Source organism: Pseudomonas sp. RC4D1 (genome assembly GCF_018390395.1).
Taxonomy (GTDB): domain Bacteria; phylum Pseudomonadota; class Gammaproteobacteria; order Pseudomonadales; family Pseudomonadaceae; genus Aquipseudomonas; species Aquipseudomonas danubii.
In genome coordinates this window covers 2,257,920-2,284,565 of record NZ_JAHBAW010000001.1, presented here as the reverse complement: position 1 = coordinate 2,284,565, position 26,646 = coordinate 2,257,920, and the positions used below count along the sequence as shown (strand labels likewise).

Sequence of the window (26,646 nt, the reverse complement as noted above, 5' to 3'; positions counted from 1 at the left end):
TACAAAGGGGGAAATCGACAGGTTGCCCTGGGGGCAACATCGCATGAGCGGCCCGGACGGGCCGCTCATGCATGACATCACGCGACTGGGTTGATCGCGTTGTCCGGGTACCAGACGTCCAGCAGCGGGCTGACTTCAACGCTGGTCAGCTCGGTACGGCCTTTGAGCCAAGCTTCAACAGCTGCACGCTGTGCTTCGCTGACGGAACCGCGCTTGCTCAGGCAAACCAGACCGAAGTCATCGCCGCCAACATAGCCCAGACCGTTGGCTTCCATCGCTTCTTTGAGGAACGCGTCGAGGAAAGCGTCAATAGCTTCTTCAGCCAGATCTTCTTTGAAATCCAGGTTCAGCTCAAAACCCAGCTCCTGAAATTCATCTACGCAGAGTTTTTTGCGCAGACGGCGGGAACGGTTAGTGGCCATGGAACAATCCTCATAAGTAATAACGGGCGGCACTTTACCAGTTTAGGCGGGCGATTGCCTGACTCTATGAGGATGCAGGACCGCCATTGGTAAAAAAAATACCGCCGCGGCGGCCCGTGGCACGGCACAAGCCGCTATACCTTGGGGCATAATGCCGACACTTTCATGATCACTGAGGGATTTTATCTGCATGCCCTCGCCTTTTTTCCCCTCGACTGCAGGGTTCCACTTCATATGATCAAATCGTTGCGTCCTCTGTTGCTTGCCAGTGTTTTTCTTCCCCTGGCATTTCCTGTCTCTGCGGCTCCGGTCAACACCACCCTGACCCCCAAGGTTCAACAAGCCCTCAAAGCCAGCAAGCTCCCGAACAACGCCCTGTCGCTGGTGATGATTCCCCTGAACGGCCCTGGCACGCCGACGGTTTTCAACGCCGATGTCTCGGTCAACCCGGCCTCCACCATGAAGCTGGTCACCACCTACGCGGCCCTGGAAATGCTTGGCCCGACCCACCAGTGGAAGACCGAGTTCTACACCGATGGCACCCTCAGCGGTGGCATTCTCAACGGCAATCTCTATCTCAAGGGCGGCGGCGATCCCAAGCTGAACATGGAGAAGCTCTGGCTGCTGATGCGTGACCTGCGGGCCAATGGCGTGCAGCAAGTCACCGGCGACCTGGTACTGGACCGCAACTACTTCGTGCAACCGCAGTTGCCTGAGTTCAATGACGACGGCAACGACGAGAACAAGCCGTTCCTGGTCAAGCCCGACGCGCTGATGGTCAACCTCAAGGCCCTGCGCTTCGTCGCCCGCAATGACTCCGGCCGGGTGCTGGTTTCGGTAGAGCCGCCGATTGCCAAGATCCGCATCGACAATCAGGTCAAGGCAGTCAACACCAAGCAGTGCACCGGCGACGTTCGCTACAACCCCGTGCCCCAGGCCGATGGCAGCGTGATCGTCACCGTTGGCGGCCAGTTGGGTGATGGCTGCAGTTCCCAGACCTATCTGTCGCTGCTGGACCATGCCACCTACACCGCCGGTGCGGTGCGGGCGATCTGGAGCGAACTGGGCGGCAGCATCCAGGGCAAGGACCGCCTCGCGGTAGTTCCCAAGGATGCCAAGGTCCTGGCCCGAGCCTTCTCTCCGGACCTCGCGGAGGTCATCCGCGACATCAACAAATACAGTAACAACACCATGGCCCAGCAGCTGTTCCTGAGCCTGGGCGCCAAGTACCGCAATGAAGCCGACGGCGATGACGCCAAGGCGGCCCAGCGTGTGGTGCGCCAGTGGCTGGCGAAAAAAGGCATCACCGCGCCGCATCTGGTGATGGAAAACGGCTCTGGCCTGTCCCGTGCCGAACGGGTCAGCGCCCGGGAACTGGCCGGTCTGCTGCAAGCTGCCTGGAAGAGCCCCTACGCCGCCGAGTTCATCAGCTCCATGCCGATTGCCGGCATGGACGGCACCATGCGCAAGCGCCTGAAACGTACCGCCATGTCCGGTGAGGCACACATCAAGACTGGCACTCTGAACACCGTGCGCGCCATCGCCGGCTATAGCCGCGATGACAACGGCAACACCTGGGCGGTGGTGGCGATCCTCAACGATCCACGCCCCTTCGGCGCCTCTTCGGTACTGGATCAGGTGCTGCTGGATCTGTATCGCCAGCCAAAACTGGCCACCAGCGCATCCGTTCTCTAACTCGCTGTTGCGACAGTGGCGGACCCGCTCCGCCGCTGTCAGCGATCAGGGCAGCTCTGGCTGGACTCGATCGCGTCCGGCCTGCTTGGCGGCATAGACCCCGGAGTCGGCCCGCAACAACAAACCGTCCGCCCCCTCGCCTTCGCGCCAGCTGGCAATGCCGAAACTGGCGGTGACACTGCCCACCGGCTCGATCGGCGAACTGCGCAGCCCCTGCCACAGTTCCTGAGCCAGGATCAGCGCCTGCTGGGCGTTGGTGCCCGGACACAGCACCATGAACTCCTCGCCGCCGAGACGGCAGAACACATCGGTACGCCGCAGACGCCCACCAATGCGGACACAGAGCCCCCGCAAGACCTGATCCCCGACGCCGTGTCCGTACTGGTCGTTGATCCGCTTGAAATGATCGATATCCAGCATGATCACCGCCATATCACCCCCAACACGTTCAAGACGCTGCATTTCGCTCTGCAACTGCTCCTGGAAATAGCGCCGGTTGTGAATGCCGGTCAGGGAGTCGGTCACTGACAACGCACGCAACTCTTCCTCGACCCGCTTGAGGTCGGAAATATCCGAGATATAGCCGTGCCAGAGCACGCCGCCGCCCTGCAGGCTTTCCGGGGTCGCCGCGCCACGCATCCAGCGCAGCCCCCGTTGCGGCAGGCAGACCCGATACTCCTCGCGCCACGGACTGAGCTGCTTGGCGGAAACCTGGATCGACTTGCGCACCCGCTGCACATCCTCAGGATGGATACGCTCGAACACTGCCTCGGCATCCTCCTGCAGCACCTGCGGCTCGATCTCGTAGATTTCGCGAATGCCATCGCTGGCATAGGTGAAGCTCGCGTGTCCCTCGGCATCCAGCTTGAACTGGTAGATCCCTCCGGGAACATGGGCACTGAGCCTTTTCAACAGGCGGTCCCGGGCCGCCAGGGCCTCGTGCACCCGCTTGCGCTCGGTGATGTCGATGCAGATGGCCAGGTGACCGATCCACAGCCCCTGATCATCCAGCACCGGGGTCGCCAGCATGTTCACTTGCAGGTGGCTGCCGTCACGCCTGACCAACGTCCACTCCCGCGCCTCATGGCCACCGGCCAGGCCTTCTTCCACCAGCATGGCCCGGGACACCGGAATGGCCTTGCCATAGCGCTGGGTAAGGCTCTGAGCCCAGCTTTCCAGCTCCCGGGGCAGGTGCAGGCTTTCCAGGGTCAAGTGGCCTACCGCTTCACTGCTGCTGTAGCCGAGCATCTGCTCGGCCCCGGCATTGAAGGTACTGATGACACCACGCAGGTCCGTGGCGATGATCGCCACCTGGGTCGCGGCATTGAGCACGCAGCGCAACTGACTGTGAGTGCCGCGCAATTCCTGCTCGCGACTGCGCAGCTCCCCCGTGCGTTGCTCCACCAGGGCCAAGGCCCGTTGCCGCTGACTCACCAGCACATAGAGCAAGGCGCTGAGCAGCAGACTGAGCAAGCCACCGAGAATCACCAGGCTGCTCAGGGAAGATTGGTTGGCGTGCAGGAACGCCGCGCTGGGGCGGATATCAACCTGATAATCCCGGTCCGCCAGGCGCAGCAAACGGCTGGCCGTCAGGTGACTGGCGATCGGCGGGTTGTTCGATTCATAGAGCACCTCGTGCTGGCCCTCGGTGGACAGATCGAGAATGCGCACCGACAAATTGTCGCTGGCCGGCACCGGCAAGCCGTCCGCCACCAGTTGCCGCAGGCTGATCACCGCCAGCACATAACCGTAAGGCCTGGCCTCGGGCAAGGGGCTGTCCTGGGGCCGCCTGACCGGCGCCGCCAGCAGCACGCCCCGGGCATAGGCCGGGTCCACGGCAACCAGGTGCAAAGGCGGCGAAACCGCCAGGCCGTTGAGCTCCCTGGCCCGCTCCAGAGTAGCCCGGCGCTGAGGCTGGGCCAGCAAGTCGTGCCCCAGGGGCGACCCCAGCGGGCTTTGAGTCTGGCTGTACAGAATCGGCGCAAAGTCTTCTTGCTCACCGGCGGGCTCCATCTGGCCGCTGGCGTTCAATTGCAGGATGGTGAACCCCGCCACCCCCTGATCCCGCACCGCCTGTTCGAACGCCGGACGCTGGGCACGACTCACCAGAGGCGCCCAGGCATAGGCCTGAGTGTGGCGTAGCAGAGGCTTGGCGTAACCATCGAAGTCCTGGCGGGTCACCAGGTCGGAATTGACAAAGAAACGCCGCAGACCGTCCAGGCGTTGCTCCTGGTCTTGAAAGCGCTCTTCGATACGGCTGTAGCGTTCACTGGCGAGCAATTGGAAGCGCTGGCGCAGTTGCTGTTTGTTCGAGTTGTAAGTGGACCAGGCCAGCAGCCCGGTGAGAATGCCGCCCGCAAGCAACACCAGCACAGCTACTAGCCAGGCAGAGACTTCTTCACTAATGAAACCCAGGATCTTCGGGCGTACCACATGCAACGGCATAAGTAGAACTCATCACGCCAGCGAGTTTGGGTGTCATCCGGACTTGGTGTGAGTTATAGCTATTAGCCACTAATTTGACCAGCGCTAAACAGCCCCCAAAGCCCGAAAAAACGGGCGTTGGGGACTTATCCGGCCATCAGCGGGCGCTGATTTTCCAAGCACGGTGAATTTTGCTGTTACGGGCAAAATCCGGGTCGATGGTTTTCGCCGTGATCTCCTCGACCTGATAGCGCGCGGCGAGGTTCTCGTCCAACTGGAACTTGCGGAAGTTGTTGGAGAAGTACAGCACGCCACCCGGCGCCAGACGGGCCATGGCCAGGTCCAGCAACTGCACCTGGTCACGCTGTACGTCGAACACCCCTTCCATGCGCTTGGAGTTGGAGAAGGTCGGCGGGTCGATGAAGATCAGGTCGAACTCGTCACGGCAGCTGTCCAGCCAGGCCATCACATCACCCTGCTCCAGACGGTTCTTGTCGGAGAAACCGTTGAGGGAGAAGTTGCGTCGCGCCCAGTCCAGGTAGGTTTTCGACAAGTCGACGCTGGTCGTACTGCGGGCTCCACCCTTGGCCGCGTGCACACTGGCGGTGGCGGTGTAGCAGAACAGGTTGAGGAAACGCTTGCCAGCCGCCTCTTTCTGGATGCGCATGCGCATCGGCCGATGGTCGAGGAACAGCCCGGTGTCCAGGTAGTCGGTCAGGTTCACCAGCAGCTTGACCCCGCCTTCGCGAACTTCGGTGAACTGGCCCTGGGCGCTCTGGCGCTCGTATTGCTTAGTGCCGCTCTGGCGCTCGCGACGCTTGATCACCACCCGGCTCTTATCCACGTTCAGTGCCTGGGGAATCGCTGCCAGGGCATCGAACAGACGCGCCTGGGCCTTCTCCGGGTCCACCGACTTGGGCGCCGCGTATTCCTGGACGTGCACCCAATCCTGGTACAGGTCGATGGCCAGGGAGTATTCCGGCATGTCCGCGTCATAGACCCGATAGCACTCGACACCTTCGCGCTTGGCCCATTTGCCCAGCAGCTTGAGGTTCTTTTGCAGGCGGTTGGCAAACATCTGCCCGCCCTCGCTCAGACGAGCCTGCTCGACCACCGGCGCCGGCGCAGGAGCCGGCTTGATCGGGTTGCCATTCTTGTTGTACTGGCGCACTGGCGGCTCGTCTGCAGCGGCCTGGGCCTGCTCGCGTTCCACCTGGCGCTGCTCGGCAGTGCGTCGCTCACCGGTGACGAACTGGTCCGGCAGCACCTTGATCAGCAGCAGCTTGCACGGCAAGGCGCCGTTCCAGAACGAGTACTGCTTGTGGCTGCGAATGCCCATGCGCTTGCCCAGGTCCGGGGCGCCGGTGAACACCGCCGCTTCCCAGTTCAAGCAGGCCTGACGCAGGCGCTCGCCGAGGTTCTGATAGAGGTACAGCAGGCTGGCCTCGTCACCCAGGCGCTCGCCGTAGGGCGGGTTGCAGATCACCAGGCCCTTCTGGTTCTGGTCCGGACGCGGTTCAAAAGTCCCCACCTCGCCCTGGTAGATCTTGATCCAGTCGCTCAAGCCCGCGCGCTCGACGTTGTTGCGACCCGGCTGGATCAATCGTGGATCGGCCTCGTAGCCGCGAATCCACAGCGGTGGCTTGGCCAGTCCGGCCTGGGCCCGAGCCAGTGCTTCATCATGCAGTTTGCGCCACAGCGCCGGCACATGGCCGAGCCAGGCGGTAAAGCCCCACTGCTCACGCTTGAGGTTGGGAGCGATGTCCGCGGCAATCATCGCCGCTTCCACCAGGAAAGTGCCGACACCGCACATTGGGTCGGCCAGGGCCCCGCCTTCAGCGGCGATACGCGGCCAGCCGGAACGGATCAGGATCGCGGCCGCCAGGTTTTCCTTGAGCGGCGCGGCGCCTTGCTGCAGGCGATAGCCGCGCTGGTGCAGGCTGTGGCCGGACAGGTCCAGGGACAGGATGGCTTCGCCGCGATCCAGGCGCAGGTGGATGCGCAGGTCCGGATTGAGCTTGTCCACCGAAGGACGCTCGCCGGTAGGTGTACGCAGTTTGTCGACAATGGCGTCCTTGACCTTCAGGGCACCAAAGTGGGTGTTGTCGATGCCCGAACCGTGACCGCTGAACTCCACCGCCAGGGTGCCATCGGCCAGCATGTGGTCCTGCCAGTCGACGTCGAGCACGCCGTGGTAGAGGTCTTCGGCGTCCTTCATTGGAAAGCGCTTGAGGACCAGCAGCACCCGGTTGGCCAGGCGCGACCACAGACACAACCGATAGGCCGTCTCCATGTCGGCCATGCCGCGCACGGCAGAAGTGTGCTCACGCGCTTGCTCAAGGCCAAGCCCGACGGCTTCCTCGATCAGCAGGCCTTCAAGGCCTTTGGGACAGGTGAGGAAGAGTTCGTAACGATCCGACATGGGAGTACCAGGGCCTTTAGCAATAAGTGAACGGACAACGCATCGCCCGTTCGGTTTTCAATCAAGCGCTTTTCTTCAAGAGCGCTCGTGTGGCACGAAACTGTGCCGTCCCACCCCGGCAGACAGGCTTTCTTGCAGGGCAAAAAAGCTTAGAGGCCGGGACAGATAAAAAAGTCAGGGCAACAAAATGACATAAGTCGACCCTTCGTCGAATAGTAGTTGAGTGCAACCGTTCGACATTCTCACTAAAGCATTAACCTCATCATCTAGTGAGAGGCTGATCACAGCGGGCTTTGCCTGGCAAACAAGCTAAAAAACCCGTCCCGGCTTATGGCCTGGACAGCATTATCGTTACGTCCTTATGACAAAACGATCATTCACTTGCTGTGACCTATTGGTTAGAACTCAACACAGGTTGGCGCCGCAATGGCGTCAACATCAAGGCTCGCCACGCCGGCAGCGAGCACCAACGGCAGAGACAATCTGCCCGACCTCAGAAGAAGGTCGACGGGACATAAGACAGTCAACAAGTGAGGGAAACACCCTATGAGAAGACTAAAGCGTGATCCGTTGGAAAGAGCATTTTTACGCGGATATCAGTATGGCGTTAATGGCAAGTCCCGTGAGCTTTGCCCATTTACTCTACCGTCGGTACGCCAAGCCTGGATTAACGGCTGGCGAGAAGGACGCGGCGACAACTGGGACGGTATGACTGGCACTGCGGGCATCCACAGACTCAACGAACTTCGCGCTGTCGGCTGATCAGGGCACATTCCGACACCTACAACTTGAATAGATGACGACTTAACCACGCACGCCCCATCCGGGCGGCGGGCTTCGGCCCAGGGGCTCCTTCGAGGAGCCCTTTTTTATGGCCGCGCTGGCGCCCGTTCTTATCGGCCCATGGCCGCGATGGCATCCACCGACTCGCGAATCAACGCCGGCCCCTTATAGATGAAGCCCGAATACAGCTGCACCAGGCTGGCGCCCGCGGCCATCTTCTCAGCCGCGTGCTTGCCTTCCGTGATGCCGCCCACGGCAATGATCGGCAAGCGACCGGCCAGTTCGGCGGCCAGGACCTTGACTGTATGGGTGCTCTTGTCGCGCACCGGCGCGCCGGACAGGCCGCCTGCCTCATCGCCGTGTTCCATGCCTTCGACGCCTTCGCGACTCAAGGTGGTGTTGGTGGCGATCACCGCGTCCATGCCGGTTTCCAGCAAGGCCCGAGCCACTTCAACGGTTTCCTCATCGCTCATGTCCGGCGCGATCTTGATCGCCAGGGGCACGCGTTTGCCATGAATGCTCGCCAGCTCCTGCTGACGCTGGCTCAGAGCCGACAGCAGCTGCTTGAGGGACTCGCCAAACTGCAGGCTGCGCAAGCCCGGGGTATTGGGCGAGCTGACATTGACCGTGACATAACTGGCATGGGCATAGACCTTGTCCAGGCAGATCAGGTAGTCATCCACCGCCCGCTCCACCGGGGTGTCGAAGTTCTTGCCGATATTGATCCCCAGCACGCCCTTGTATTGGGAGGCGGCCACACGCGCCAGCAGATTATCGACCCCCAGGTTGTTGAAGCCCATGCGGTTGATGATGGCTTCGGCCTGAGGCAGGCGGAAGATCCGCGGCTTGGGGTTGCCCGGCTGCGGACGCGGAGTGACGGTGCCGATCTCGACAAAGCCAAAACCCAGTTGAGCGAAGCCATCGATGGCGGCGCCGTTCTTGTCCAGACCGGCAGCCAGGCCCACCGGGTTCGGAAACTCCAGGCCCATGACCTGCACCGGCAACTGCGCCGGCGCCTTGCACAACAGACCGTTAAGGCCCAAACGCCCGCCCGCACCGATCAGGTCCAGGGACAGATCGTGGGAGGTTTCCGGGGAGAGTTTGAACAACAGCTGGCGGGCCAGGGTATACATGGGCGGGATGAACTCGGTTGGCGGCGAAATAAGGCGCCGATTATAGCCGCGCCCAGGGCTTGCAGGCGAGGCGCAGAATGAAATCCCCGACAATGGCATATGCCTTGCACCCACTTGCTCATCAGACCTGGGCCAATGGCGGCCCAGGTTCAAGGACAACGGCGTCGTCACCCACACAGGCTTTGCCTGGCCAGTGGGTACGACGCTTTTTTATGCAAGGTGCCAAGCCATGACTGAACACCCCAACTGCGCACTGGCCTGGGTCAACGGCAGCGATGCCCCGGAAAAGTCTGCCATCAACCTGGGCTTCATGGCCCTGACCGATTGCGCCTCTGTGGTGGTCGCCGCCACCCAGGGCTTTGCCCAGCCCTACGGCCTGACGCTGAACCTCAAGCGCCAGAGTTCCTGGGCCGGGCTGCGGGACAAGCTGGTGAGTGGCGAACTGGACGCCGCCCACAGCCTGTACGGCCTGATCTATGCCGTGCACCTGGGCATCGGCGGGACCCATCCCTGCGACATGGCGGTGCTCATGGGCCTGAACCAGAATGGCCAGAGCATCAACCTGTCGCGGGAACTGCAAGCCCTCAAAGTGACCAGCCCTGAAGCATTGGACCGCCATGTGCACCAACGCCGGGCACGACTGACCTTCGCCCAGACCTTCCCCACCGGTACTCACGCTATGTGGTTGTACTACTGGCTGGCCAGCCAGGGCATCCACCCACTGCTGGACGTCGACAGCGTAGTGGTGCCGCCGCCGCAGATGGTGGCTCACCTGCAGGCCGGGCGCATCGACGGGTTCTGCGTCGGCGAACCCTGGAGCGCCAGTGCAGTGCAGCAGGATCAGGGCTTCACCCTGGCCACCAGCCAGGCAATCTGGCCGGATCACCCGGAAAAAGTCCTCGGCTGCACCCGCGCCTTCGTCGAGCAATACCCCAACACCGCCCGGGTCCTGGTCATGGCGATCCTCGAGGCCAGCCGCTTTATCGAACAAAGCCCGGAAAACCGCCGCAGCACCGCCCAGTTGCTGAGCGCTGCCGATTACCTGAATGCACCACTGGACTGCATCGAGCCACGGCTGCTGGGGGCTTACGCCGACGGCCTGGGCAATCGCTGGCAGGACCCCCACGCCCTGCGCTTTCACCACCATGGCGCCGTCAACCTGCCCTACCTGTCCGACGGCATGTGGTTCATGACCCAGTTCCGGCGCTGGGGCCTGCTGCGGGAAGACCCGGACTACCTGGGCGTCGCTCGCCACGTGCAGCAACTTGAACTCTATCGCGAAGCCGCCAGCGCGCTGGGCATCACCGCCTGGGGCCAGGACATGCGCAGCAGCCAGTTGATCGATGGCAAGGTGTGGGACGGCTCTGAGCCTGCCGCCTATGCCCGCAGCTTTCGCCTGCATGCCCTCAACGACAGCCCTGCCCTTGCCGCCCAGCGCTGACCGGAGCCCGCGAACATGCTGCGTATCCTGCTGATCAACGACACCGCAAAAAAAGTCGGAAGGCTCAAGGCCGCCCTCAGCGAAGCCGGTTTCGAGGTGATTGACGAATCCGGCCTGACCATCGACCTGCCGGGCCGCGTCGAAACGGTGCGTCCGGACGTGATCCTGATCGATACCGAGTCACCCAGCCGTGATGTGATGGAGCAAGTGGTGCTGGTCAGTCGCGATCAACCGCGGCCCATCGTGATGTTCACCGATGAACACGATCCTGGGGTGATGCGCCAGGCGATCAAGTCCGGGGTCAGCGCCTACATCGTCGAGGGTATCCAGGTCCAGCGCCTGCAACCGATCCTCGACGTGGCCATGGCGCGCTTTGAAAGCGACCAGGCCCTGCGCGCGCAACTCCAGGCCCGGGACCAGCAACTGGCCGAGCGCAAGCGCATCGAGCTGGCCAAGGGCCTGTTGATGAAGATGAAGGACTGCGACGAAGAACAGGCCTACACCCTGATGCGCCGTCAGGCCATGGGCAAACAGCAGAAGCTGATCCAGGTCGCAGAACAGATCATCGCCATGCAGGAACTACTCGGCTGACCTGCGCCCCGTAGGAGCCGGCTTGCCGGCGAACAGGCCTCTGAACCTTGTGCCAGTGTTGAGGGCGCCTTCGCTGGCAAGCCAGCTCCTACAGCGAGCCTGCCCATGCGAGCCTGCATCGGCCGCCGGTTGGCGCGGCTCTTGCTATCAAATCCACAACGGTAACCAACGGCGGTTGCCCCACCTACGACAAAGACGTCGCGCACCCTGCTCGCCACAACGAGCCGGATGCCGACGTTTTTTCGTTTTGGCCCCACTGACCGGGGTCGGTGGCGCGGCCGTGGCGGCGCTCCACCTGCAAGCTCATGACGACTCCAACGACTCTTATCAGCTGAGGTGCGCGATGAATTCAAGCTTCTGGAAATCCGGCCACACCCCGACCCTGTTCGCAGCCTTTCTGTATTTCGACCTGAGCTTCATGGTCTGGTACCTGCTGGGCCCCCTGGCGGTACAGATTGCTGCCGACCTGCACCTGAGCCCCCAGCAACGCGGGCTGATGGTGGCCACACCGATCCTCGCCGGTGCAGTGCTGCGTTTCATCATGGGCCTGCTGGCCGATCGCCTGTCGCCCAAGACCGCCGGCCTGATCGGCCAGGTGATTGTCATCGGCGCTCTGTTCGGCGCCTGGAAACTAGGCATCCATAGCTATGAGCAAGCCTTGCTACTGGGGGTATTCCTCGGCATGGCCGGCGCCTCTTTCGCTGTGGCCCTGCCCCTGGCCTCCCAATGGTATCCGCCGCAACACCAGGGCAAGGCCATGGGCATCGCCGGTGCCGGCAACTCCGGCACGGTGTTCGCCGCACTGCTCGCTCCGGTGCTGGCAGCGGCTTTCGGCTGGAGCAATGTCTTCGGCTTCGCCCTGATCCCGCTGCTCCTGACACTGGTGCTGTTCGCCTGGCTGGCGAAGAACGCCCCCGAGCGGCCGCGGGCCAAATCCATGGGCGACTACTTCAAGGCCCTGGGGGACCGCGACAGCTGGTGGTTCATGTTCTTCTACAGCGTGACCTTTGGCGGTTTCATCGGTCTGGCCAGCGCCCTGCCCGGCTATTTCAATGACCAGTACGGCCTGAGCCCGGTGACTGCTGGCTACTACACCGCCGCCTGTGTCTTCGGCGGCAGCCTGATGCGCCCTCTGGGCGGCGCCCTGGCGGACCGTTTCGGCGGTATCCGCACGTTGCTGGCGATGTACAGCGTGGCGGTGGTCTGCATCGCCGCCGTGGGTTTCAACCTGCCCAGTTCCTACGCTGCCCTGGCCCTGTTCGTCTGCACCATGCTGGGCCTCGGCGCCGGCAATGGCGCGGTGTTCCAGCTGGTCCCGCAACGTTTTCGCCGGGAAATCGGGGTCATGACCGGGCTGATCGGCATGGCCGGAGGCATCGGCGGTTTTGCCCTGGCGGCAGGCATGGGCGCGATCAAGCAGAGCACCGGCAGCTATCAACTGGCACTGTGGCTGTTCGCCAGTCTTGGGGTCCTGGCCTGGTTCGGCCTGCACGGGGTCAAGCGCCGCTGGAGAACCACCTGGGGCTCCGCTGCCGTAACTGCGGCACGGGTCTGAGCGCGCCATGGGCCTGCAACTGAGCCATGCCGAGGCCAGCGCCACCGGACCGCGGACGGAAAATCAGGACGCCTTGCGCCGGGTCACCCCGGCGCCGGATCTGGCGGCGAGCAAGGGCCTGCTGTTCGCCATCGCCGATGGCGTCAGTCAGTGCGCCGACGGCGGCCTGGCAGCGCGTTCGAGCCTGCAGGCCCTGGCCCTGGATTACTACGCCACCCCGGAAACCTGGACCGTGGCCCAGGCCCTGGAACGCCTGCTGACCGCCCAGAACCGCTGGCTCCAGGCCAACGGCGGCGGCCAGCCCCTGCTCACCACCCTCAGCGCCCTGGTACTGCGGGGCCGGCGCTTTACCCTGGCCCATGTCGGCGACTGCCGGGTCTACCGTTGGCACCAACAGCAGTTGCAACGCATCAGCGAGGACCACGTCTGGGACCAGCCGGGCATGCAGCATGTGCTCAAGCGCGCCCTGGGCCTGGACCAGCATCTGGTACTGGACTTCCTCGATGGCGAACTGCGCCAGGGCGAAAGTTTCCTGATGCTCAGCGACGGGGTCTGGGCCACCCTGGGCGACAGCGCCATCGCCGCCATTCTGCGGGACCAGTCCGACCTGGACAGCGCGACACAGACCTTGGTCAACGCCGCGCACCTGGCCGGTAGTCAGGACAATGCCAGCGCGCTGCTGGTGCGGGTCGACGCGCTTGGCGAAAGCAGCCTCGGCGATGCCCTGCTGCACTTGCAACAATGGCCCCTGCCGCCGTTGCTGAAACCCGGGCAACGCTTCGAAGGCTGGCAGGTGGAGAGCCTGGTCAGCCACAGCCAGCAATCGCTGCTGTACCGCGTGCGTGACGAACAGCACCAGGCCTGGCTGCTGAAAACCCTGCCGGCGGCCCTGCACAACGACCTGGCGGCCTGCCAGGGGCTGCTGTCCGAGGAATGGCTGCTGCGCCGCGTTGCCGGGCGGTATTTTCCCCAGGTGCACGGTGGCACTGCGCGCCAGCATCTGTATTACCTGATGCGCGAATACCCCGGTCGCACCCTGCAACAGCTATTTCGCTACAACGGCCCCCTGCCCCTGGACCAGTGGCAGTCCCTGGCAGAGCGCCTGCTGCGGGCCGTTGGCTTGCTGCACCGCCGGCAGATCCTGCACCGCGACATCAAGCCGGACAACCTGTTGCTGGGGGACGACGGCGAACTGCGGATTCTGGATTTCGGCCTGGCCTACTGCCCGGGCTTGTCGGCGGACCTGGCGCACCAGCTGCCCGGCACCCCGAGCTATATCGCCCCGGAAGCCTTCGCCGGCGAACCTCCCAGCCCGCAACAGGATCTCTATGCGGTGGGTGTCAGCCTGTATTACCTGCTGACCGGGCACTACCCCCATGGCGAGATCGAAGCCTTCCAGCGCCCGCGCTTCACCGCTGCTGTTCCCCCCAGCCGCTACCGCCCGGATCTGCCGCAATGGCTGGAGCAAAGCCTAGAACGCGGGGTCTGTGCCGACCCGGCCCAGCGCTATGAAACCGCCGAAGAATGGCTGTTGGTGCTGGAACAGGGTGAACGCCGCAGCCTGAGCCTGCGGCCACGCCCCTTGCTGGAACGGGAGCCGCTGAAGGTCTGGCGCGGCCTCGCCCTGCTCGCCCTGCTGCTCAACCTGATGTTGCTGCTGGCACTGCTGCATCGTTAGCGCCCCGCGTCCCTACGGGCCGTTCGCAGCCTGCGGCAGCGGCTACACAACCCTCGGCTGCCTTGGGCCTGTAGCCGCTGCCGAGCCATAGCGAGGCTGCGATAAGGTCCGCAGGACCTTGCTTGACGCCCCCCTGACCGCCCATCGCCCCCCCCCACAGCCCCCAAGCGCCGAAACAGGGCGCAGCGCCTCAATCAGGTGCAACGGCCACACCCGACATCCCCGGAAACCTGACCCAGGCCCCATAAAACCGCGCCCTCGGCAACTTGGCACAAGCGCTGCATGAGAGCGGACAACAGACATAAAGCCCAGCCTTCAACGACGAAGGCAGGCTTCCCGAGAGAACGGGATCGGACAAAGGCGTCCTCGTCAGGCCACTGACGGGACGCCTTTTTTGTTTGCGCGCAGTTTTTCGAGCCAGGCCGCACTGAACCTGCCTGAGCTCCGGAGAAGCCCATGAAAAGACTCAAACTGGTAATGATCGGCAACGGCATGGCCGGGGTCCGCACCCTGGAAGAGTTGCTCAAACTGAGCGACGAGCTGTACGACATCACCGTGTTCGGTGCCGAACCCCACACCAACTACAACCGCATCCTGCTCTCGCCGGTGCTGGCCGGAGAACAGACCTTCGAGGACATCGTCCTCAACGACCTGGACTGGTACCTGAGCCACAACATCAAGCTGCTGCTCAATCGCAAAGTGGTGGAAATCGACCGGATCAAGCGCCGAGTGATCGCCGAGGACGGCAGCGAAGCCGAGTACGACCGCCTGCTGATCGCCACCGGCTCCACACCCTTTATCCTGCCGATTCCCGGCAAGGACCTGCAGGGGGTGATCGGCTATCGCGACATTGCCGACACCCAGGCGATGATCGACACGGCCAAGACTCACACCCATGCGGTGGTGATCGGCGGCGGCCTGCTGGGCCTGGAAGCCGCCAACGGCCTCAAGCTGCGGGGCATGGACGTGACCGTGGTGCATATCGGCGAATGGCTGCTGGAACGGCAACTGGACCAGACCAGCGGCCAGTTGCTGCAAGGCGCCCTGGAAAGCCGTGGCCTGAAGTTTCGCCTGTGTGAACAGACCCAGGCCCTGATCGATGCCGGCAATGGCCGGGTCGGCTCGGTGCAGTTCAAGAATGGCGAGATCATCCCCGCCGATCTGGTGGTGATGGCCGCCGGCATCCGCCCCAACACCGAGCTGGCGGAACGGGCCGGCCTGCCCTGCAACCGTGGGATTCTGGTCAACGACACCCTGCAAACCTTCGACCCGCGTATCTACGCCATCGGTGAGTGCGCCAGCCACCGTGGCATCGCCTACGGCCTGGTGGCGCCGCTGTTCGAACAGGCCAAGGTTTGCGCCAACCACTTGGCTCAACTGGGCTTTGCCCGCTACCAAGGCTCGGTGACGTCCACCAAGTTGAAGGTCACGGGCATCGATCTGTTTTCCGCCGGGGATTTCATGGGCGGCGACGGCACCGAGACCATCACCCTCTCTGACCCCATTGGCGGGGTCTACAAGAAGCTGGTGATCAAAGACGACGTACTGGTCGGCGCCTGCCTGTACGGCGACACCGCGGACGGCGGCTGGTACTTCCGCCAAATCCGCGAGCAGCAGGCCATCGGCGAGATCCGCGATCACCTGATGTTCGGCGAGCAGGCCCTCGGGGATGTCGGCCACCAGGGCCAGGACAAGGCCATGAGCATGGCCGACAGCGCCGAAGTCTGCGGCTGCAACGGCGTGTGCAAGGGCACCATCGTCAAGGCCATCCAGGAACAGGGGCTGTTCAGCGTCGACGAGGTCAAGAAACACACCAAGGCCGCCAGTTCCTGCGGTTCCTGCACCGGCCTGGTGGAGCAGATCCTGATCAACACCGTGGGCGGCGCGGCGGACGTCAAGCCCAAAAGCGAAAAAGCCATCTGCGCCTGCAGCGACCTAAACCACGGGCAGATCCGCCAGGCCATTCGCGACCAGCATCTGCTGACCATCGCCGGCACCATGAGCTACCTCAACTGGCGTACCCCCAATGGTTGTGCCACGTGCCGCCCGGCGCTGAACTACTACCTGATCTCCACCTGGCCAGGGGAGGCCCGGGACGATCCGCAATCGCGGCTGATCAACGAACGGGCCCACGCCAACATCCAGAAGGATGGGACCTACTCGGTGGTGCCGCGGATGTGGGGCGGCGTGACCAATCCGTCCGAGCTGCGACGCATCGCCGATGTCGCCGACAAGTACCAGGTGCCCATGGTCAAGGTCACCGGCGGCCAGCGCATCGACCTGCTGGGCATCCGCAAGGAAGACTTGCCCGGAGTCTGGAAAGACCTGGACATGCCCTCCGGCCACGCCTACGGCAAATCCATCCGCACGGTGAAGACTTGTGTCGGCAGCGAGTTCTGCCGCTTCGGCACGCAGAACTCCACCCAGCTGGGAATCGAGCTGGAACACGACCTGTTCAACATGTGGTCACCGCACAAGGTCAAGCTGGCGGTCTCCGGTTGCCCGCGCAACTGCTCGGAAGCCGGGATCAAGGACGTGGGCATCATCGGCGTCGATTCGGGCTGGGAGATGTACATCGGCGGCAACGGCGGGATCAAGACCGAGGTGGCGGAGTTTTTCGTCAAGCTCAAGACCGCCGAAGAAGTCCGCGAATACAACGGCGCCTTCCTCCAGCTGTACCGCGAAGAGGCCTTCTACCTCGAACGCACGGTGCACTACCTGCAACGGGTCGGCCTGGAGCACGTAAAAAAGGCCGTGCTGGAAGACCCGCAGCGGCGCAAGGCGCTGAACGAGCGCCTGCAGTTCTCCCTGTCCTTCGAGCAAGACCCGTGGCAGCAGCGCCTGGCTGAGCCGCAGCTGAAAAAAGAGTACGAGTCGATCCCCGTGAAACAACTGGAGGTGCCGGCATGAACTGGCTGGATATCTGCGCCCTGGAAGAGATCAATGCCCTGGGCTCGCGCATCATCAAGGGCCCCAAGGGCGATATCGCGATTTTTCGTACCAGCGACGATCAGGTCTTCGCCCTCGACGATCGTTGTCCGCACAAGGGCGGCCCCCTGTCCCAGGGATTGATCTACGGCAAGCGCGTGGCCTGCCCGCTGCACAACTGGCAGATCGACCTGGAATCCGGCGAAGCCCAGGCCCCGGACACCGGCTGCGCCCATCACCATCCGGCGCGGGTGGCAAGTGGCCGGGTGCAGTTGGCCCTGCGGGATGCCGGCTGATGAAGCCGCAGAGCACGGCCTCGACCTGTTGCTACTGCGGGGTTGGCTGCGGTGTGCTGATCGAGCATGACGGCCGGCAGATCCTCGGGGTCAGCGGCGATCCGGCGCACCCGGCCAACTTCGGCAAGCTGTGCAGCAAGGGCGCCAGCCTGCATTTGACCGGCGACCGCAACGCCCGCGCCCTGTACCCGGAGCTGCGCCTGGGCAAGGACCTGGCTCGTAGCCGCTGCGACTGGGACAGCGCCCTGGAGCATGCCGCCGGGGTATTCGCCCAGACCATCGCCGAGCATGGCCCGGACAGCGTGGCGTTCTATGTCTCCGGGCAACTGCTGACCGAGGACTACTACGCCTTCAACAAGCTGGCCCGGGCCCTGGTGGGCACCAACAATATCGACAGCAACTCACGGCTGTGCATGTCCTCGGCGGTGGTGGGCTACAAACGCAGCCTGGGGGCCGATGCGCCGCCTTGCAGTTATGAGGACCTGGAGCACAGCGATTGCGTGGTGATCGTCGGCAGTAACATGGCCTACGCCCATCCCGTGCTGTTTCGGCGCCTGGAACACGCGAAAAGCCAGCGTCCGGACATGAAAGTCATCGTCATCGACCCGCGTCGTACCGACACCTGCGATCTGGCCGACCTGCATCTGGCGATTCTGCCCGGCACCGATGTCGCACTGTTCCACGGGATTCTCCACCTGTTGCTGTGGGAGGACTGGGTCGATCGGAACTTCATCCGAGAACACACCGAGGGCCTGGCCGAGCTGAAGCTCCTGGTCCGCGACTACACCCCGGCGATGGTGGCGCAACTCTGCGGTATCAGTCTTGAGCAACTGCAGCTGTGCGCCCAATGGATAGGGACGGCGCCCAGTTTCCTGTCGTTGTGGTGCATGGGCTTGAATCAGTCCAGCGCCGGCAGCGCAAAAAACAGTGCGCTGATCAATCTGCACCTGGCCACCGGGCAAATCGGCCGAAAGGGCGCGGGGCCCTTCTCCCTCACCGGTCAGCCCAATGCCATGGGCGGGCGCGAAACCGGCAGTCTGAGCAACCTGCTCCCCGGGCACCGGGAAGCTGCCGATCCCCAACATCGCGCGGAGGTCGCCGCTTATTGGGGGGTGGAACAGTTGCCAGCCAGCCCCGGACTGAGCGCTATCGAGTTGTTTGAACAGCTGCAAAGCGGTCGCATCAAGGCCTTGTGGATCGCCTGTACCAACCCGGCGCAGTCGCTGCCGGACCAGAACGCGGTGCGTGCGGCCCTGCAGCACTGCCCGTTCGTGGTCCTGCAAGAAGCCTTCGCCACCACGGAAACCGCGCCCTTTGCCGACCTGCTGCTACCTGCCGCCAGTTGGGGCGAGAAGGAAGGCACGGTGACCAACTCAGAACGGCGGGTTTCTCATGTGCGTCAGGCGGTAATCGCACCCGGTGAGGCACGGCCTGATTGGGCCATTACCGTGGATTTCGCCCAACGCCTGGAGCGACGCCTGCGGCCCGGGCAGCCGAGCCTGTTCGACTTCGATTCCCCAGCCCAGCTGTTCGATGAGTACAAAGGCCTGACCCAGGACCGCGATCTGGACCTGTCCGGCCTCAGTCACCAGTTGATCGACCGTCTCGGCCCACAGCAGTGGCCCTTCCCCAGCGGCGCGACACAGGGCACGCCGCGCTTGTATGGGGATGGGCGTTTTCCCACCGCCACTGGCCGTGCGCACTTTGTCTGCGACCCTTACCTGCCCGCCAAGGAACAGCGCGATGCCCGCTTTCCCCTGACCCTGATCACCGGTCGGCTGCGGGACCAATGGCACGGCATGAGCCGCACCGGCACCGCGGCGCAGCTGTTCGGCCATGTCAGCGAAGCACTGCTGAGCCTGCATCCGGACGAACTGCGGCGCCAGCGGCTAAGGGAGGGAGATCTGGTCAACCTGAAAAGCCGCCGTGGCAGTGTGATCGTCGCCGTCAGCAGCGATGACAGCGTGCGTCCCGGCCAGGCCTTTGTGCCGATGCACTGGGGGGATCGCTTCCTCAAGGGCGGGATCAATGTCGTCACTCAGCCGGCCTTCGACCCTCTGTCCAAACAGCCGGAACTCAAACACAGCGGCGTGCGCCTGGAGCCGGTGCAACTGCCTTGGCAATTGTTTGCCCTGATCGAAGGCGACGTGCAGGCGCACTTCAGGGCTCTGCGCCCTCTGTGCGAAGCCTTTGCCTATGTCAGCCTCAGCCTGACCGGTCGCGAACGTCCGGCCCTGGTGATTCGGGCCGCTCACCAGGAGGCGCCGCAGCCGGCATTGCTCAAGCTCATCGATCAGCACTTGGGGCTCGAAACTGGGCCGGTACTGGCTTATGACGATCCGCGTCGGGCCATCGGCAAGCGGGTGCGCATCGAACAAGGGCGGATCACCGCAATTCGCCTGGCCGGCGAAACCCTGGCCCAGCACTGGCTGCACGAACTGTGGCACGAGGGACGCGCCGATGAGCAACTACGGCGCTGGTTGCTGGCGCCGATGAGCAGCCCGCCGGGGGCCAGCGGCCTGGGCGGGGAACGGGAGCGGACCCTGTGTAACTGCAAGAACGTCAGCTACCGGGCGGTCTGTGCCGGTATCGCTGAAGGCCTGAATCTCGACCAACTGAAACAACAACTGGGTTGCGGTAGCCAATGTGGCTCCTGCATGCCGGAGATCAAGCGCCTGCTGGCGGCTCCGGTGCAACCTGTCGCCGCCATCCCTGTGTGAGGAAAACGTATGAGCGCAAAAGTCTGGCTGGTAGGTGCAGGGCCTGGAGACCCCGAGCTGTTGACCCTCAAGGCCGTACGCGCCCTTGGCGAAGCCGATGTGGTGTTGATCGATGATCTGGTGAACAGCGCGGTGCTGGACCATTGCCCCACAGCGCGGGTCATCCCGGTGGGCAAGCGCGGTGGCTGTCGCTCCACGCCCCAGGCCTTCATTCATCGCCTGATGCTGCGCTATGCCCGGCAAGGGCGCTGCGTGGTGCGCCTCAAGGGTGGCGATCCATGCATTTTTGGGCGAGGTGGCGAGGAAGCTCAGTGGCTGAAGGAGCGTGGGATCGAGGTGGAGCTGGTCAATGGCATCACCGCCGGGCTGGCGGGTGCAACCCGTTGTGATATTCCCCTGACCCTGCGAGGCGTGGCTCGGGGCGTGACGCTGGTGACCGCCCACACTCAAGATGACAGCAGCCTGAACTGGCAGGCTCTGGCTCAAAGCGGTACGACCCTGGTGATCTACATGGGGGTGGCGAAGCTGACGGAGATTGCCGGGCACTTGCGTGACGGCGGTCTGGCAGCCGATACGCCGGTGGCGATGATTGAAAATGCCTCGCTGCCTGAACAGCGGGAATGCCGCAGCGATCTGGCGGGGATGGAGCGCGATGCCCTGCGCTTCGAGTTGAAGAGCCCGGCGATCCTGGTGATCGGTGCAGTGGCGGCCACTGAGTCCGCTGTCCAAGCCTCTGCGTGCCAAGCCTGAGTCGCGCCTCTGGGCCAGGTAAATCGCAGACAAAGAAAAACCCGGCCTAGGCCGGGTTTTTCCAAGCTACAAGGCTAATTACTTAGCTTGAGCTTCAACCGATGCTTCTACGCGACGGTTAACTGCGCGACCAGCTTCAGTTGCGTTGTCGGCAACTGGGCGGGACTCACCGTAACCAACGGATTGAACGCGGTTAGCGCCAACGCCGTACTGGTTGACCAGAACTTGTTTAACGGCGTTTGCACGACGCTCAGACAGCTTCTGGTTGTAAGCGTCAGGACCGACGGAGTCAGTGTGACCTTCAACAACGGTGGTGGTCTGTGGGTACTGATTCATGAAATCAGCCAGGTTCTTGATGTCAGCGTAGCTGTTAGGCTTAACGACCGACTTGTCGAAGTCGAACTTAACGTCCAGCTCAACACGAACAACTTCAGCAACTGGAGCTTCTGGAGCTGGCTCAGGAGCTGGAGCTGGAGCAACTGGAGCTGGAGCAACTTTGCCGCCGCTGCCACCGAAGTTCACACCCAGACCGATAGTAGGAGCGTAGTCCCACTTGCCGTTGTCCAGCTTGTAGTCAGCTTCAACGCCGGCACGGGCGAACAGGTTGTCGGTGAAGTAGTACTTAACACCAGCGCCTGCAGTCAGGAAAGTCGACTGGTCGCGGCCGCTGTGACCGTCAGCGATCACGTTGGTCATGCTCTTGTGAGCAACACCGCCGGAAACGTATGGACGCAGAGCGTCACCCACGGTACCAAAGTGGTACTGAGCGTTCAGGCCGAAGTTGTCGCCTTTGATTTTCTGGTTACCAGTACCGTCGTTAGAACGGGTGTGGTTGGTCTTGTCGTAGGTGGCGTTCAACGACAGATCGTCGGTCAGGAAGTAACCGATCGATGCGCCTGGGTTGAAGCCGTCTTCAACGTGATTAACGCTGTCGTTGTACTGTTTTTTGTAAAACAGTTCACCCTCGACCGCGCCTTGGCCTTGCGCCAGAACGCCGAACGAAGTCACGGCAACAATAGAACCAATGGCAATGCCCAAGGTGTTTTTCAGTTTCATCCGTTAAATCCCCATCTGGTGATTGTAAAGCAGTCCCACATACCGGGGGACAACTCGGCGGTAAGTCTATCAGAACTCACCTAGACGTAAGAGATATTTGCGCCGAACTAAGTTTCAGCAATGCCTGCAAATTTCTCACGCAATTTATCAAGAGCACGTTTGTAACGCATTTTTGTAGCACTCAACCCCATGTGCATGATGTCCGCGATCTCCTGAAACTCCAGTTCTGCGACAAATCGTAGCACCAGAATTTCTCGATCAATCGGGTTCACATGCACTAGCCATCGGTCAAGTCCGCCCTTTTCCTCAGGTTTCGGCGCCTTCTCTTCAGAGGCCTCCTCGAGGGGGTCAAGACTTAAAGCGTCCATCAACCGACGCTTGCGCCGCTCCTTGCGATACTGCGTGATGCATTCGTTGTACGTGATGCTATATAGCCATGTCTTGAACTTCGATTTGCCCTCAAAGTTCTTAAGGCCATACAGCACCTTCAACATCACCTCCTGACAGACATCATCCGCATCACGATCGTTCCCTAGATAACGCGCACAAACATTAAATAGGGTCCGCTGATAGCGTCGCATCAACTCTTCATAGGCGCGTGTTACGTGAAACAGCTCCGTATGTGAGCGCGCAACCAACTCCTCATCAGAGAGCTCACGGGGGTCATAGCGCGTGGATAGCGATTGGGTTTTATTCAAAACGAGTCGTGCCGACAGTCAGGTCAATGTCCGCCGCAGCCCGATGAGGGCATTTTGCGGCGGCATACATTAGCAGGGTTTGCCGGGTTAGCGGCTACTTACATGCTGCTCCAGCAGGATCCGATTGGACAGAGAGACTAGCTCACCCTCCTCGGTCAGCAATGTAGTTTTAACCGTGCCGATCTCTTCGATCTGGCCTTCGACCTCACCAACACGTACTTGTTGCCCAACCTGATACAACTCACGCACATAGATTCCCGCAAGAATCTGTCCGGCAATTTCCCGGCTTCCCAAACCCATCGCCAGCGCAACGGCCAGACCAACGGTAATCAATACGATCACGATCACATGGTTGAGCAGGTCGGTTTTGACCTCCAACTGACTGATCGCAACGGAAATACTGATGATGATCACCAGCCCCTGGGCAATCCGTCCCAGGCCACTGGCGTAATCGAGGCCTACACCTTCCGCCGCTCCGCGCACCAGACCATTGGCCAATTGCGCCAGCAGAACCCCCACCAACAGCACCAGCGCAGCACCGAAAACCTTCGGCAAATACAGCGCAAGCATGTCGAGCGTAGCCGAAACTCGCTCAAGGCCAAGGGATTCAGCAGCAGAAACCAGAAAAATAAGCAGAACGAACCAATAGACGATCTTGCCGATCAAGGTCGAGATCGGCACTTGCAAGCCCGCGCGGGACAGCAATTTGGTCAAGCCGGTACCGCCCATCAGGCGATCCAGGCCCAGCTTGGCCAGCAATTTCGACAACAGGGTATCCAGCAGCTTGGCCACCACGAAGCCCAGCAACAGCACCACCAGCGCGCCGAACAGGTTCGGAATGAAGTTCGCTACCTTGGTCCACAAGGCAGTCATCGCCGTGACGAGGCTCTGCGTCCAGAGATCAAGTTCCATATTCAATCAGCCTTATCAGCAGTGCGAGCAGAAGATTTACGACGGGAAACCGGCGCGATATGGGCCGATCCGTTATTCAAGGCGATCATCAGCGCCGGCAGCCAGCGGCCCAGCAGGCTGAACAGATCCCCCGCACCAACCTGGCGGTTGGCGGTTTTCAGTACGCGGCCCAGGCAGGCATCGTCATCGCGGCTCGATGGCGAAGCTTTGAGCATGTCACGCAAAGACTGTTCAAACGGATCGTGCATACGCACCTCGGGTGATGTCTGGAAAAGACGCGATCAGATTTATTCGGGTCACATGACGCATCATCACACCCAGCGCAAACGGCGAAACAACCACCATTGTCCCAGGGCCACCGATACCAGCAGCAGGCAGGCAATGATGAATCCGTAAGGGCTGGCGGAGAACGGAATGCCGCCGACGTTGATCCCCAGAAGACCGGTGAGAAAACTCATGGGCAGGAAGATCCCGGTGATGATCCCGAAGCGATACATGGTTCGATTCATGCGTACGCTCAAGCGCCGGTCTTCGGCCTCCAGCACAAGCCCCACGCGCTCTCGAGTCAACTCCAGCTCTTCCAGGTAACGAGTAAGGCTGTTGTGCAGTTCATTCCAATAATCACCATCATCGACGGCGAACCAGGGCAGTTTTATCCGACTCAGTTGGGAGAAAATATCCCGCTGCGGCGCCAGGAAACGCTTCAATCCGGCAGCCCGGCGACGGATCTGCAAAATACTCCCATGCTCCGGGGTATACCGTTCGTCGGCATCTAGCTTTTCTTCCTCAGCATCGACCACTTCAGAGAGATCGCTGACCAGATCCTGCACTTTATGGGTCAGGTATTCGGCCATATAGAGGAGGAGCTCGGCGGCGGTTTTCGGCCCCTTGCCCTCGGCCAGTTGCACCAACAGCTCATCGGTGGCCCGCAAAGGCCGCAAACGCAGAGAAATCACCCGCTGCGCGGACGCAAAGATGCGCACCGAGACCATGTCTTCAGGCTCGGCTCCCGGATTGAGATTGATGCCCCGCAGAAACAGCAGCAGTTCCGACTCCGGCAAGGCCAGCAAGCGCGGCCGGGTATTTTCCTCCAGCAGCAGATCACAGCTGAATTCGCTCAAGCCGCTGGAGCGGCGCAACCAGGTCTGGGTTTGCGGATGACTGCGATCCCAATGCAGCCACAGGCTTTCATGGGCCTGTAGCTGCAGATCGTCAAGCTCAGTCCGGGCTATCGAACGCGCACCACCTTCACCATCCAGCACCAGGGCATGCACCAGCCCCCATTGCGCGTTTTCTTCCTCGAACATCCTCATCCCTTGTCAGGCCAACTACTTATTCAGGCATTTTCAGCGGGCTCGGCGACACGATCACGCCGTTGTTATCGGCGTAGACATACTGGCCCGGACGGAAAGTCACACCGGCAAAGGTCACTGCCACATTGAGATCACCAATGCCACGCTTGTCGGTCTTCATCGGGTGGCTGGCCAGGGCCTGGACACCGAGGTCAGTCTGCGCGATGACATCCACATCGCGGATGCAACCGTAGATCACCAGACCTTCCCAGCCATTTTTCGCCGCCTTCTCGGCCAGCAGGTCGCCCAGCAGCGCGCGACGCAGGGAACCACCGCCATCAACCACCAGTACCTTGCCGTGCCCCTTGAGTTCGACTTGCTCCTTGACCAGCGAATTGTCTTCGAAGCACTTGATGGTGACGATTTCCCCACCAAAGGAATCGCGACCACCAAAGTTGCTGAACATGGGCTCAACCACCTGTACCAGGTCCGGGTAGGCGTCGCACAGGTCGGGAGTGAGGTAATGGTTCATCGAGAAACTCCTGTAGCAGAAAGAACACGATCGAAGGTATCGGCAAATTCCAGGGGCTGCCTTGGAAATACGAGCTCAAGCGGCAGATGTTTAACCCACAGTGCCTGAGAAGCTGATCGGCCTGTCGCGTATTTTGCAGCCGCCTCACTGGAACGGAAAGTCGACTCAACAACTGAATGTGACCAAAACAGCACAATGCGTCATATCTTAGCCGCAAGCGTTATCGAGCGAAATGCCCTTCTCAGAGCCCTCGCATCAGACCGCAGCCACCTGCTCGGGCGCTGAAACCAGCAACGGCGTGTGCTGATCCTTGAGCCAGCGCTCCACTAACGGCCAGACCTCAGTCTGCGCCGGCTTGCTCACCAACATCTCGACATGACCGAAATTGCTACTGAACCCTAGCTCACGCCCCAGGCAGACAAATTGTTTCTGCTCGCTGGCCAACTGATCGAACAACTTGCGACAGGCCCAGGTCGGGTCCTGATGATCCCCAGTTGCGCTGACCGCCAGCACCGGCACTGAAACCTCCGCTAGCCCTGCCCACCAATCCTTATCAGCATCGCCAAAACAACCGAACAGGCCATGCCAGCGCATGCTTTCCAAAGCCAGGCCAATGGGCTCGTCTTCCGGACCGCGCTTGAGCCGGGAACCGGAGAGTTGGGCAAAACGCTTGATGACCAGGCGCCCGCCCCACTCCACCATAGGAATTTTCAGCGGCCAGTAGGTGCGACTGACCTGGGTGCCGAAAAACGCCGCCGAAGCCACCCCCGCATCCCCCAGATACTGCCCACCCAAAGCCGCCGCCAGGGTGGTACCCCCCAGGGAATGGCCAATCCAGTGCGGTATTTGCGCACTTTGCTCACGAACGAAGGCTGCAATCGCCGGCAGATCGTAACGCGCGTAGTCAGCCACCCGATTCTTGCGGTAATCGGCATTGCGTCGCGACAGACCGTGACCGCGCATCTCGGGAATCCACACATCAAAGCCCGCTCGGGCCAGATAGGCCCCGAGGCCAATGCCCTTGGGCGAATACCAGAAACGCCGGTTGGAAAAACTGCCGTGAAGCAGGACCACAGGCACACCCCGGGCCTCGGGCTCATCGGCCAGCCCCAGGCGGGTCACCGCCAGCTCTACGGAGCTGTCCGGACTGTTGCCGGGTTTCAAGCGATAGACATCTTCGCTGAGGTCGCCTCGACGCTCGGCACTGATCAAGGCGACGGGAAATAGATTGCTGCTGCTTTGCATATTCTTCTTGCACAAAAAAGGGCGGCATCCAGAAGAAGCACGCCCTGCTTGAATCTTCAAGAGCCGGCCAGCC

At 62.0% G+C, this 26,646-nt stretch carries 21 protein-coding genes; 10 read left to right on the top strand and 11 right to left on the bottom strand.

Going from position 1 to position 26,646, the window contains the following annotated elements:
* Nucleotides 1–77 precede the first annotated feature (77 nt).
* Nucleotides 78–422: a YggL family protein gene (locus KHO49_RS10500; RefSeq protein WP_102863834.1), complete on the bottom strand. Its 345-nt coding sequence runs from the start codon at nucleotides 420–422 to the stop codon at nucleotides 78–80.
* Nucleotides 423–656: 234 nt separating this feature from the next.
* Between KHO49_RS10500 and dacB the strand changes: the two genes are divergently transcribed.
* Nucleotides 657–2,117 carry a D-alanyl-D-alanine carboxypeptidase/D-alanyl-D-alanine endopeptidase gene (gene dacB, locus KHO49_RS10495; RefSeq protein ID WP_102863835.1) on the top strand — a complete coding sequence of 487 codons (1,461 nt, stop codon included), beginning with the start codon at nucleotides 657–659 and terminating at the stop codon, nucleotides 2,115–2,117.
* A 45-nt stretch (nucleotides 2,118–2,162) separates the two neighbouring features.
* On the opposite strand, the gene KHO49_RS10490 is transcribed toward dacB, so the two are convergent.
* A complete protein-coding gene (locus KHO49_RS10490; protein WP_213664988.1) occupies nucleotides 2,163–4,562 on the bottom strand; it encodes a sensor domain-containing diguanylate cyclase in 2,400 nt (799 codons plus the stop codon).
* A 136-nt stretch (nucleotides 4,563–4,698) separates the two neighbouring features.
* Nucleotides 4,699–6,963, bottom strand: a complete 2,265-nt coding sequence (gene rlmKL / locus KHO49_RS10485; protein ID WP_102878978.1) for a bifunctional 23S rRNA (guanine(2069)-N(7))-methyltransferase RlmK/23S rRNA (guanine(2445)-N(2))-methyltransferase RlmL — start codon at nucleotides 6,961–6,963, stop codon at nucleotides 4,699–4,701.
* A gap of 546 nt (nucleotides 6,964–7,509) precedes the next feature.
* Here rlmKL and rmf point away from each other — a divergent pair.
* Nucleotides 7,510–7,725 carry a ribosome modulation factor gene (gene rmf, locus KHO49_RS10480; RefSeq protein WP_016965693.1) on the top strand — a complete coding sequence of 72 codons (216 nt, stop codon included), beginning with the start codon at nucleotides 7,510–7,512 and terminating at the stop codon, nucleotides 7,723–7,725.
* A 131-nt stretch (nucleotides 7,726–7,856) separates the two neighbouring features.
* Here rmf and KHO49_RS10475 read toward each other — a convergent pair whose 3' ends face one another.
* Entirely contained in the window at nucleotides 7,857–8,879 is a 1,023-nt protein-coding gene (locus tag KHO49_RS10475) for a quinone-dependent dihydroorotate dehydrogenase (protein WP_213664987.1), read from the bottom strand.
* 229 nt (nucleotides 8,880–9,108) lie between these two features.
* On the opposite strand from KHO49_RS10475, the gene KHO49_RS10470 reads away from it, so the two are divergent.
* The 8 genes from KHO49_RS10470 to cobA all read left to right on the top strand — a co-directional run bounded on the left by KHO49_RS10470 (nucleotide 9,109) and on the right by cobA (nucleotide 20,838).
* Nucleotides 9,109–10,320, top strand: a complete 1,212-nt coding sequence (locus KHO49_RS10470) for a CmpA/NrtA family ABC transporter substrate-binding protein (protein WP_213664986.1) — start codon at nucleotides 9,109–9,111, stop codon at nucleotides 10,318–10,320.
* Nucleotides 10,321–10,335: 15 nt separating this feature from the next.
* Nucleotides 10,336–10,911: an ANTAR domain-containing response regulator gene (locus KHO49_RS10465; protein WP_102863840.1), complete on the top strand. Its 576-nt coding sequence runs from the start codon at nucleotides 10,336–10,338 to the stop codon at nucleotides 10,909–10,911.
* A 343-nt stretch (nucleotides 10,912–11,254) separates the two neighbouring features.
* Nucleotides 11,255–12,466, top strand: coding sequence for a nitrate/nitrite transporter (locus KHO49_RS10460; protein WP_102878976.1), 1,212 nt, complete (start codon nucleotides 11,255–11,257; stop codon nucleotides 12,464–12,466).
* A gap of 7 nt (nucleotides 12,467–12,473) precedes the next feature.
* A complete protein-coding gene (locus KHO49_RS10455; RefSeq protein ID WP_213664985.1) occupies nucleotides 12,474–14,144 on the top strand; it encodes a bifunctional protein-serine/threonine kinase/phosphatase in 1,671 nt (556 codons plus the stop codon).
* 456 nt (nucleotides 14,145–14,600) lie between these two features.
* Nucleotides 14,601–17,054, top strand: a complete 2,454-nt coding sequence (gene nirB / locus KHO49_RS10450) for a nitrite reductase large subunit NirB (protein ID WP_213664984.1) — start codon at nucleotides 14,601–14,603, stop codon at nucleotides 17,052–17,054.
* On the top strand, nucleotides 17,051–17,368 hold the full coding sequence (gene nirD / locus KHO49_RS10445) for a nitrite reductase small subunit NirD (RefSeq protein ID WP_102863844.1): 318 nt from the start codon (nucleotides 17,051–17,053) through the stop codon (nucleotides 17,366–17,368). The genes nirB and nirD overlap by 4 nt, the downstream gene beginning before the upstream one ends.
* The gene (locus KHO49_RS10440; protein WP_213664983.1) at nucleotides 17,368–20,088 is read left to right on the top strand and encodes a nitrate reductase; all 2,721 of its coding nucleotides are present in this window, start codon (nucleotides 17,368–17,370) and stop codon (nucleotides 20,086–20,088) included. The genes nirD and KHO49_RS10440 overlap by 1 nt, the downstream gene beginning before the upstream one ends.
* A gap of 9 nt (nucleotides 20,089–20,097) precedes the next feature.
* The gene (gene cobA, locus KHO49_RS10435) at nucleotides 20,098–20,838 is read left to right on the top strand and encodes a uroporphyrinogen-III C-methyltransferase (RefSeq protein ID WP_213664982.1); all 741 of its coding nucleotides are present in this window, start codon (nucleotides 20,098–20,100) and stop codon (nucleotides 20,836–20,838) included.
* Nucleotides 20,839–20,916: 78 nt separating this feature from the next.
* Here the strand turns inward: cobA and KHO49_RS10430 are convergent, their stop codons facing one another.
* The 7 genes from KHO49_RS10430 to KHO49_RS10400 all read right to left on the bottom strand — a co-directional run bounded on the left by KHO49_RS10430 (nucleotide 20,917) and on the right by KHO49_RS10400 (nucleotide 26,573).
* The gene (locus KHO49_RS10430; RefSeq protein WP_025128772.1) at nucleotides 20,917–21,894 is read right to left on the bottom strand and encodes an OmpA family protein; all 978 of its coding nucleotides are present in this window, start codon (nucleotides 21,892–21,894) and stop codon (nucleotides 20,917–20,919) included.
* Nucleotides 21,895–22,001: 107 nt separating this feature from the next.
* Nucleotides 22,002–22,592: an RNA polymerase sigma factor SigX gene (gene sigX, locus KHO49_RS10425; RefSeq protein WP_011060195.1), complete on the bottom strand. Its 591-nt coding sequence runs from the start codon at nucleotides 22,590–22,592 to the stop codon at nucleotides 22,002–22,004.
* An 87-nt stretch (nucleotides 22,593–22,679) separates the two neighbouring features.
* On the bottom strand, nucleotides 22,680–23,504 hold the full coding sequence (locus KHO49_RS10420; RefSeq protein WP_016964357.1) for a mechanosensitive ion channel family protein: 825 nt from the start codon (nucleotides 23,502–23,504) through the stop codon (nucleotides 22,680–22,682).
* 2 nt (nucleotides 23,505–23,506) lie between these two features.
* The gene (locus KHO49_RS10415; RefSeq protein WP_011060193.1) at nucleotides 23,507–23,752 is read right to left on the bottom strand and encodes a hypothetical protein; all 246 of its coding nucleotides are present in this window, start codon (nucleotides 23,750–23,752) and stop codon (nucleotides 23,507–23,509) included.
* Between the two features lie 63 nt (nucleotides 23,753–23,815).
* On the bottom strand, nucleotides 23,816–24,811 hold the full coding sequence (cmaX, locus tag KHO49_RS10410) for a divalent cation transporter CmaX (protein WP_102863847.1): 996 nt from the start codon (nucleotides 24,809–24,811) through the stop codon (nucleotides 23,816–23,818).
* Nucleotides 24,812–24,836: 25 nt separating this feature from the next.
* Complete coding sequence (gene rraA / locus KHO49_RS10405) at nucleotides 24,837–25,328, bottom strand: ribonuclease E activity regulator RraA (RefSeq protein ID WP_102863848.1); 492 nt, start codon at nucleotides 25,326–25,328, stop codon at nucleotides 24,837–24,839.
* Between the two features lie 255 nt (nucleotides 25,329–25,583).
* Nucleotides 25,584–26,573: an alpha/beta fold hydrolase gene (locus KHO49_RS10400; protein ID WP_213664981.1), complete on the bottom strand. Its 990-nt coding sequence runs from the start codon at nucleotides 26,571–26,573 to the stop codon at nucleotides 25,584–25,586.
* Nucleotides 26,574–26,646 lie beyond the last annotated feature (73 nt).

Coding starts and splice junctions, on each gene's coding strand:
- KHO49_RS10420 (WP_016964357.1), bottom strand. CDS start 23,504: ATGGAACTTGATCTCTGGACGCAGAGCCTCGTCACGGCGATGACTGCC.
- cobA (WP_213664982.1), top strand. CDS start 20,098: ATGAGCGCAAAAGTCTGGCTGGTAGGTGCAGGGCCTGGAGACCCCGAG.
- KHO49_RS10400 (WP_213664981.1), bottom strand. CDS start 26,573: ATGCAAAGCAGCAGCAATCTATTTCCCGTCGCCTTGATCAGTGCCGAG.
- cmaX (WP_102863847.1), bottom strand. CDS start 24,811: ATGTTCGAGGAAGAAAACGCGCAATGGGGGCTGGTGCATGCCCTGGTG.
- rraA (WP_102863848.1), bottom strand. CDS start 25,328: ATGAACCATTACCTCACTCCCGACCTGTGCGACGCCTACCCGGACCTG.
- KHO49_RS10475 (WP_213664987.1), bottom strand. CDS start 8,879: ATGTATACCCTGGCCCGCCAGCTGTTGTTCAAACTCTCCCCGGAAACC.
- KHO49_RS10440 (WP_213664983.1), top strand. CDS start 17,368: ATGAAGCCGCAGAGCACGGCCTCGACCTGTTGCTACTGCGGGGTTGGC.
- KHO49_RS10430 (WP_025128772.1), bottom strand. CDS start 21,894: ATGAAACTGAAAAACACCTTGGGCATTGCCATTGGTTCTATTGTTGCC.
- KHO49_RS10470 (WP_213664986.1), top strand. CDS start 9,109: ATGACTGAACACCCCAACTGCGCACTGGCCTGGGTCAACGGCAGCGAT.
- rmf (WP_016965693.1), top strand. CDS start 7,510: ATGAGAAGACTAAAGCGTGATCCGTTGGAAAGAGCATTTTTACGCGGA.
- nirD (WP_102863844.1), top strand. CDS start 17,051: ATGAACTGGCTGGATATCTGCGCCCTGGAAGAGATCAATGCCCTGGGC.
- KHO49_RS10455 (WP_213664985.1), top strand. CDS start 12,474: ATGGGCCTGCAACTGAGCCATGCCGAGGCCAGCGCCACCGGACCGCGG.
- KHO49_RS10500 (WP_102863834.1), bottom strand. CDS start 422: ATGGCCACTAACCGTTCCCGCCGTCTGCGCAAAAAACTCTGCGTAGAT.
- dacB (WP_102863835.1), top strand. CDS start 657: ATGATCAAATCGTTGCGTCCTCTGTTGCTTGCCAGTGTTTTTCTTCCC.
- KHO49_RS10490 (WP_213664988.1), bottom strand. CDS start 4,562: ATGCCGTTGCATGTGGTACGCCCGAAGATCCTGGGTTTCATTAGTGAA.
- KHO49_RS10415 (WP_011060193.1), bottom strand. CDS start 23,752: ATGCACGATCCGTTTGAACAGTCTTTGCGTGACATGCTCAAAGCTTCG.
- nirB (WP_213664984.1), top strand. CDS start 14,601: ATGAAAAGACTCAAACTGGTAATGATCGGCAACGGCATGGCCGGGGTC.
- rlmKL (WP_102878978.1), bottom strand. CDS start 6,963: ATGTCGGATCGTTACGAACTCTTCCTCACCTGTCCCAAAGGCCTTGAA.
- KHO49_RS10460 (WP_102878976.1), top strand. CDS start 11,255: ATGAATTCAAGCTTCTGGAAATCCGGCCACACCCCGACCCTGTTCGCA.
- KHO49_RS10465 (WP_102863840.1), top strand. CDS start 10,336: ATGCTGCGTATCCTGCTGATCAACGACACCGCAAAAAAAGTCGGAAGG.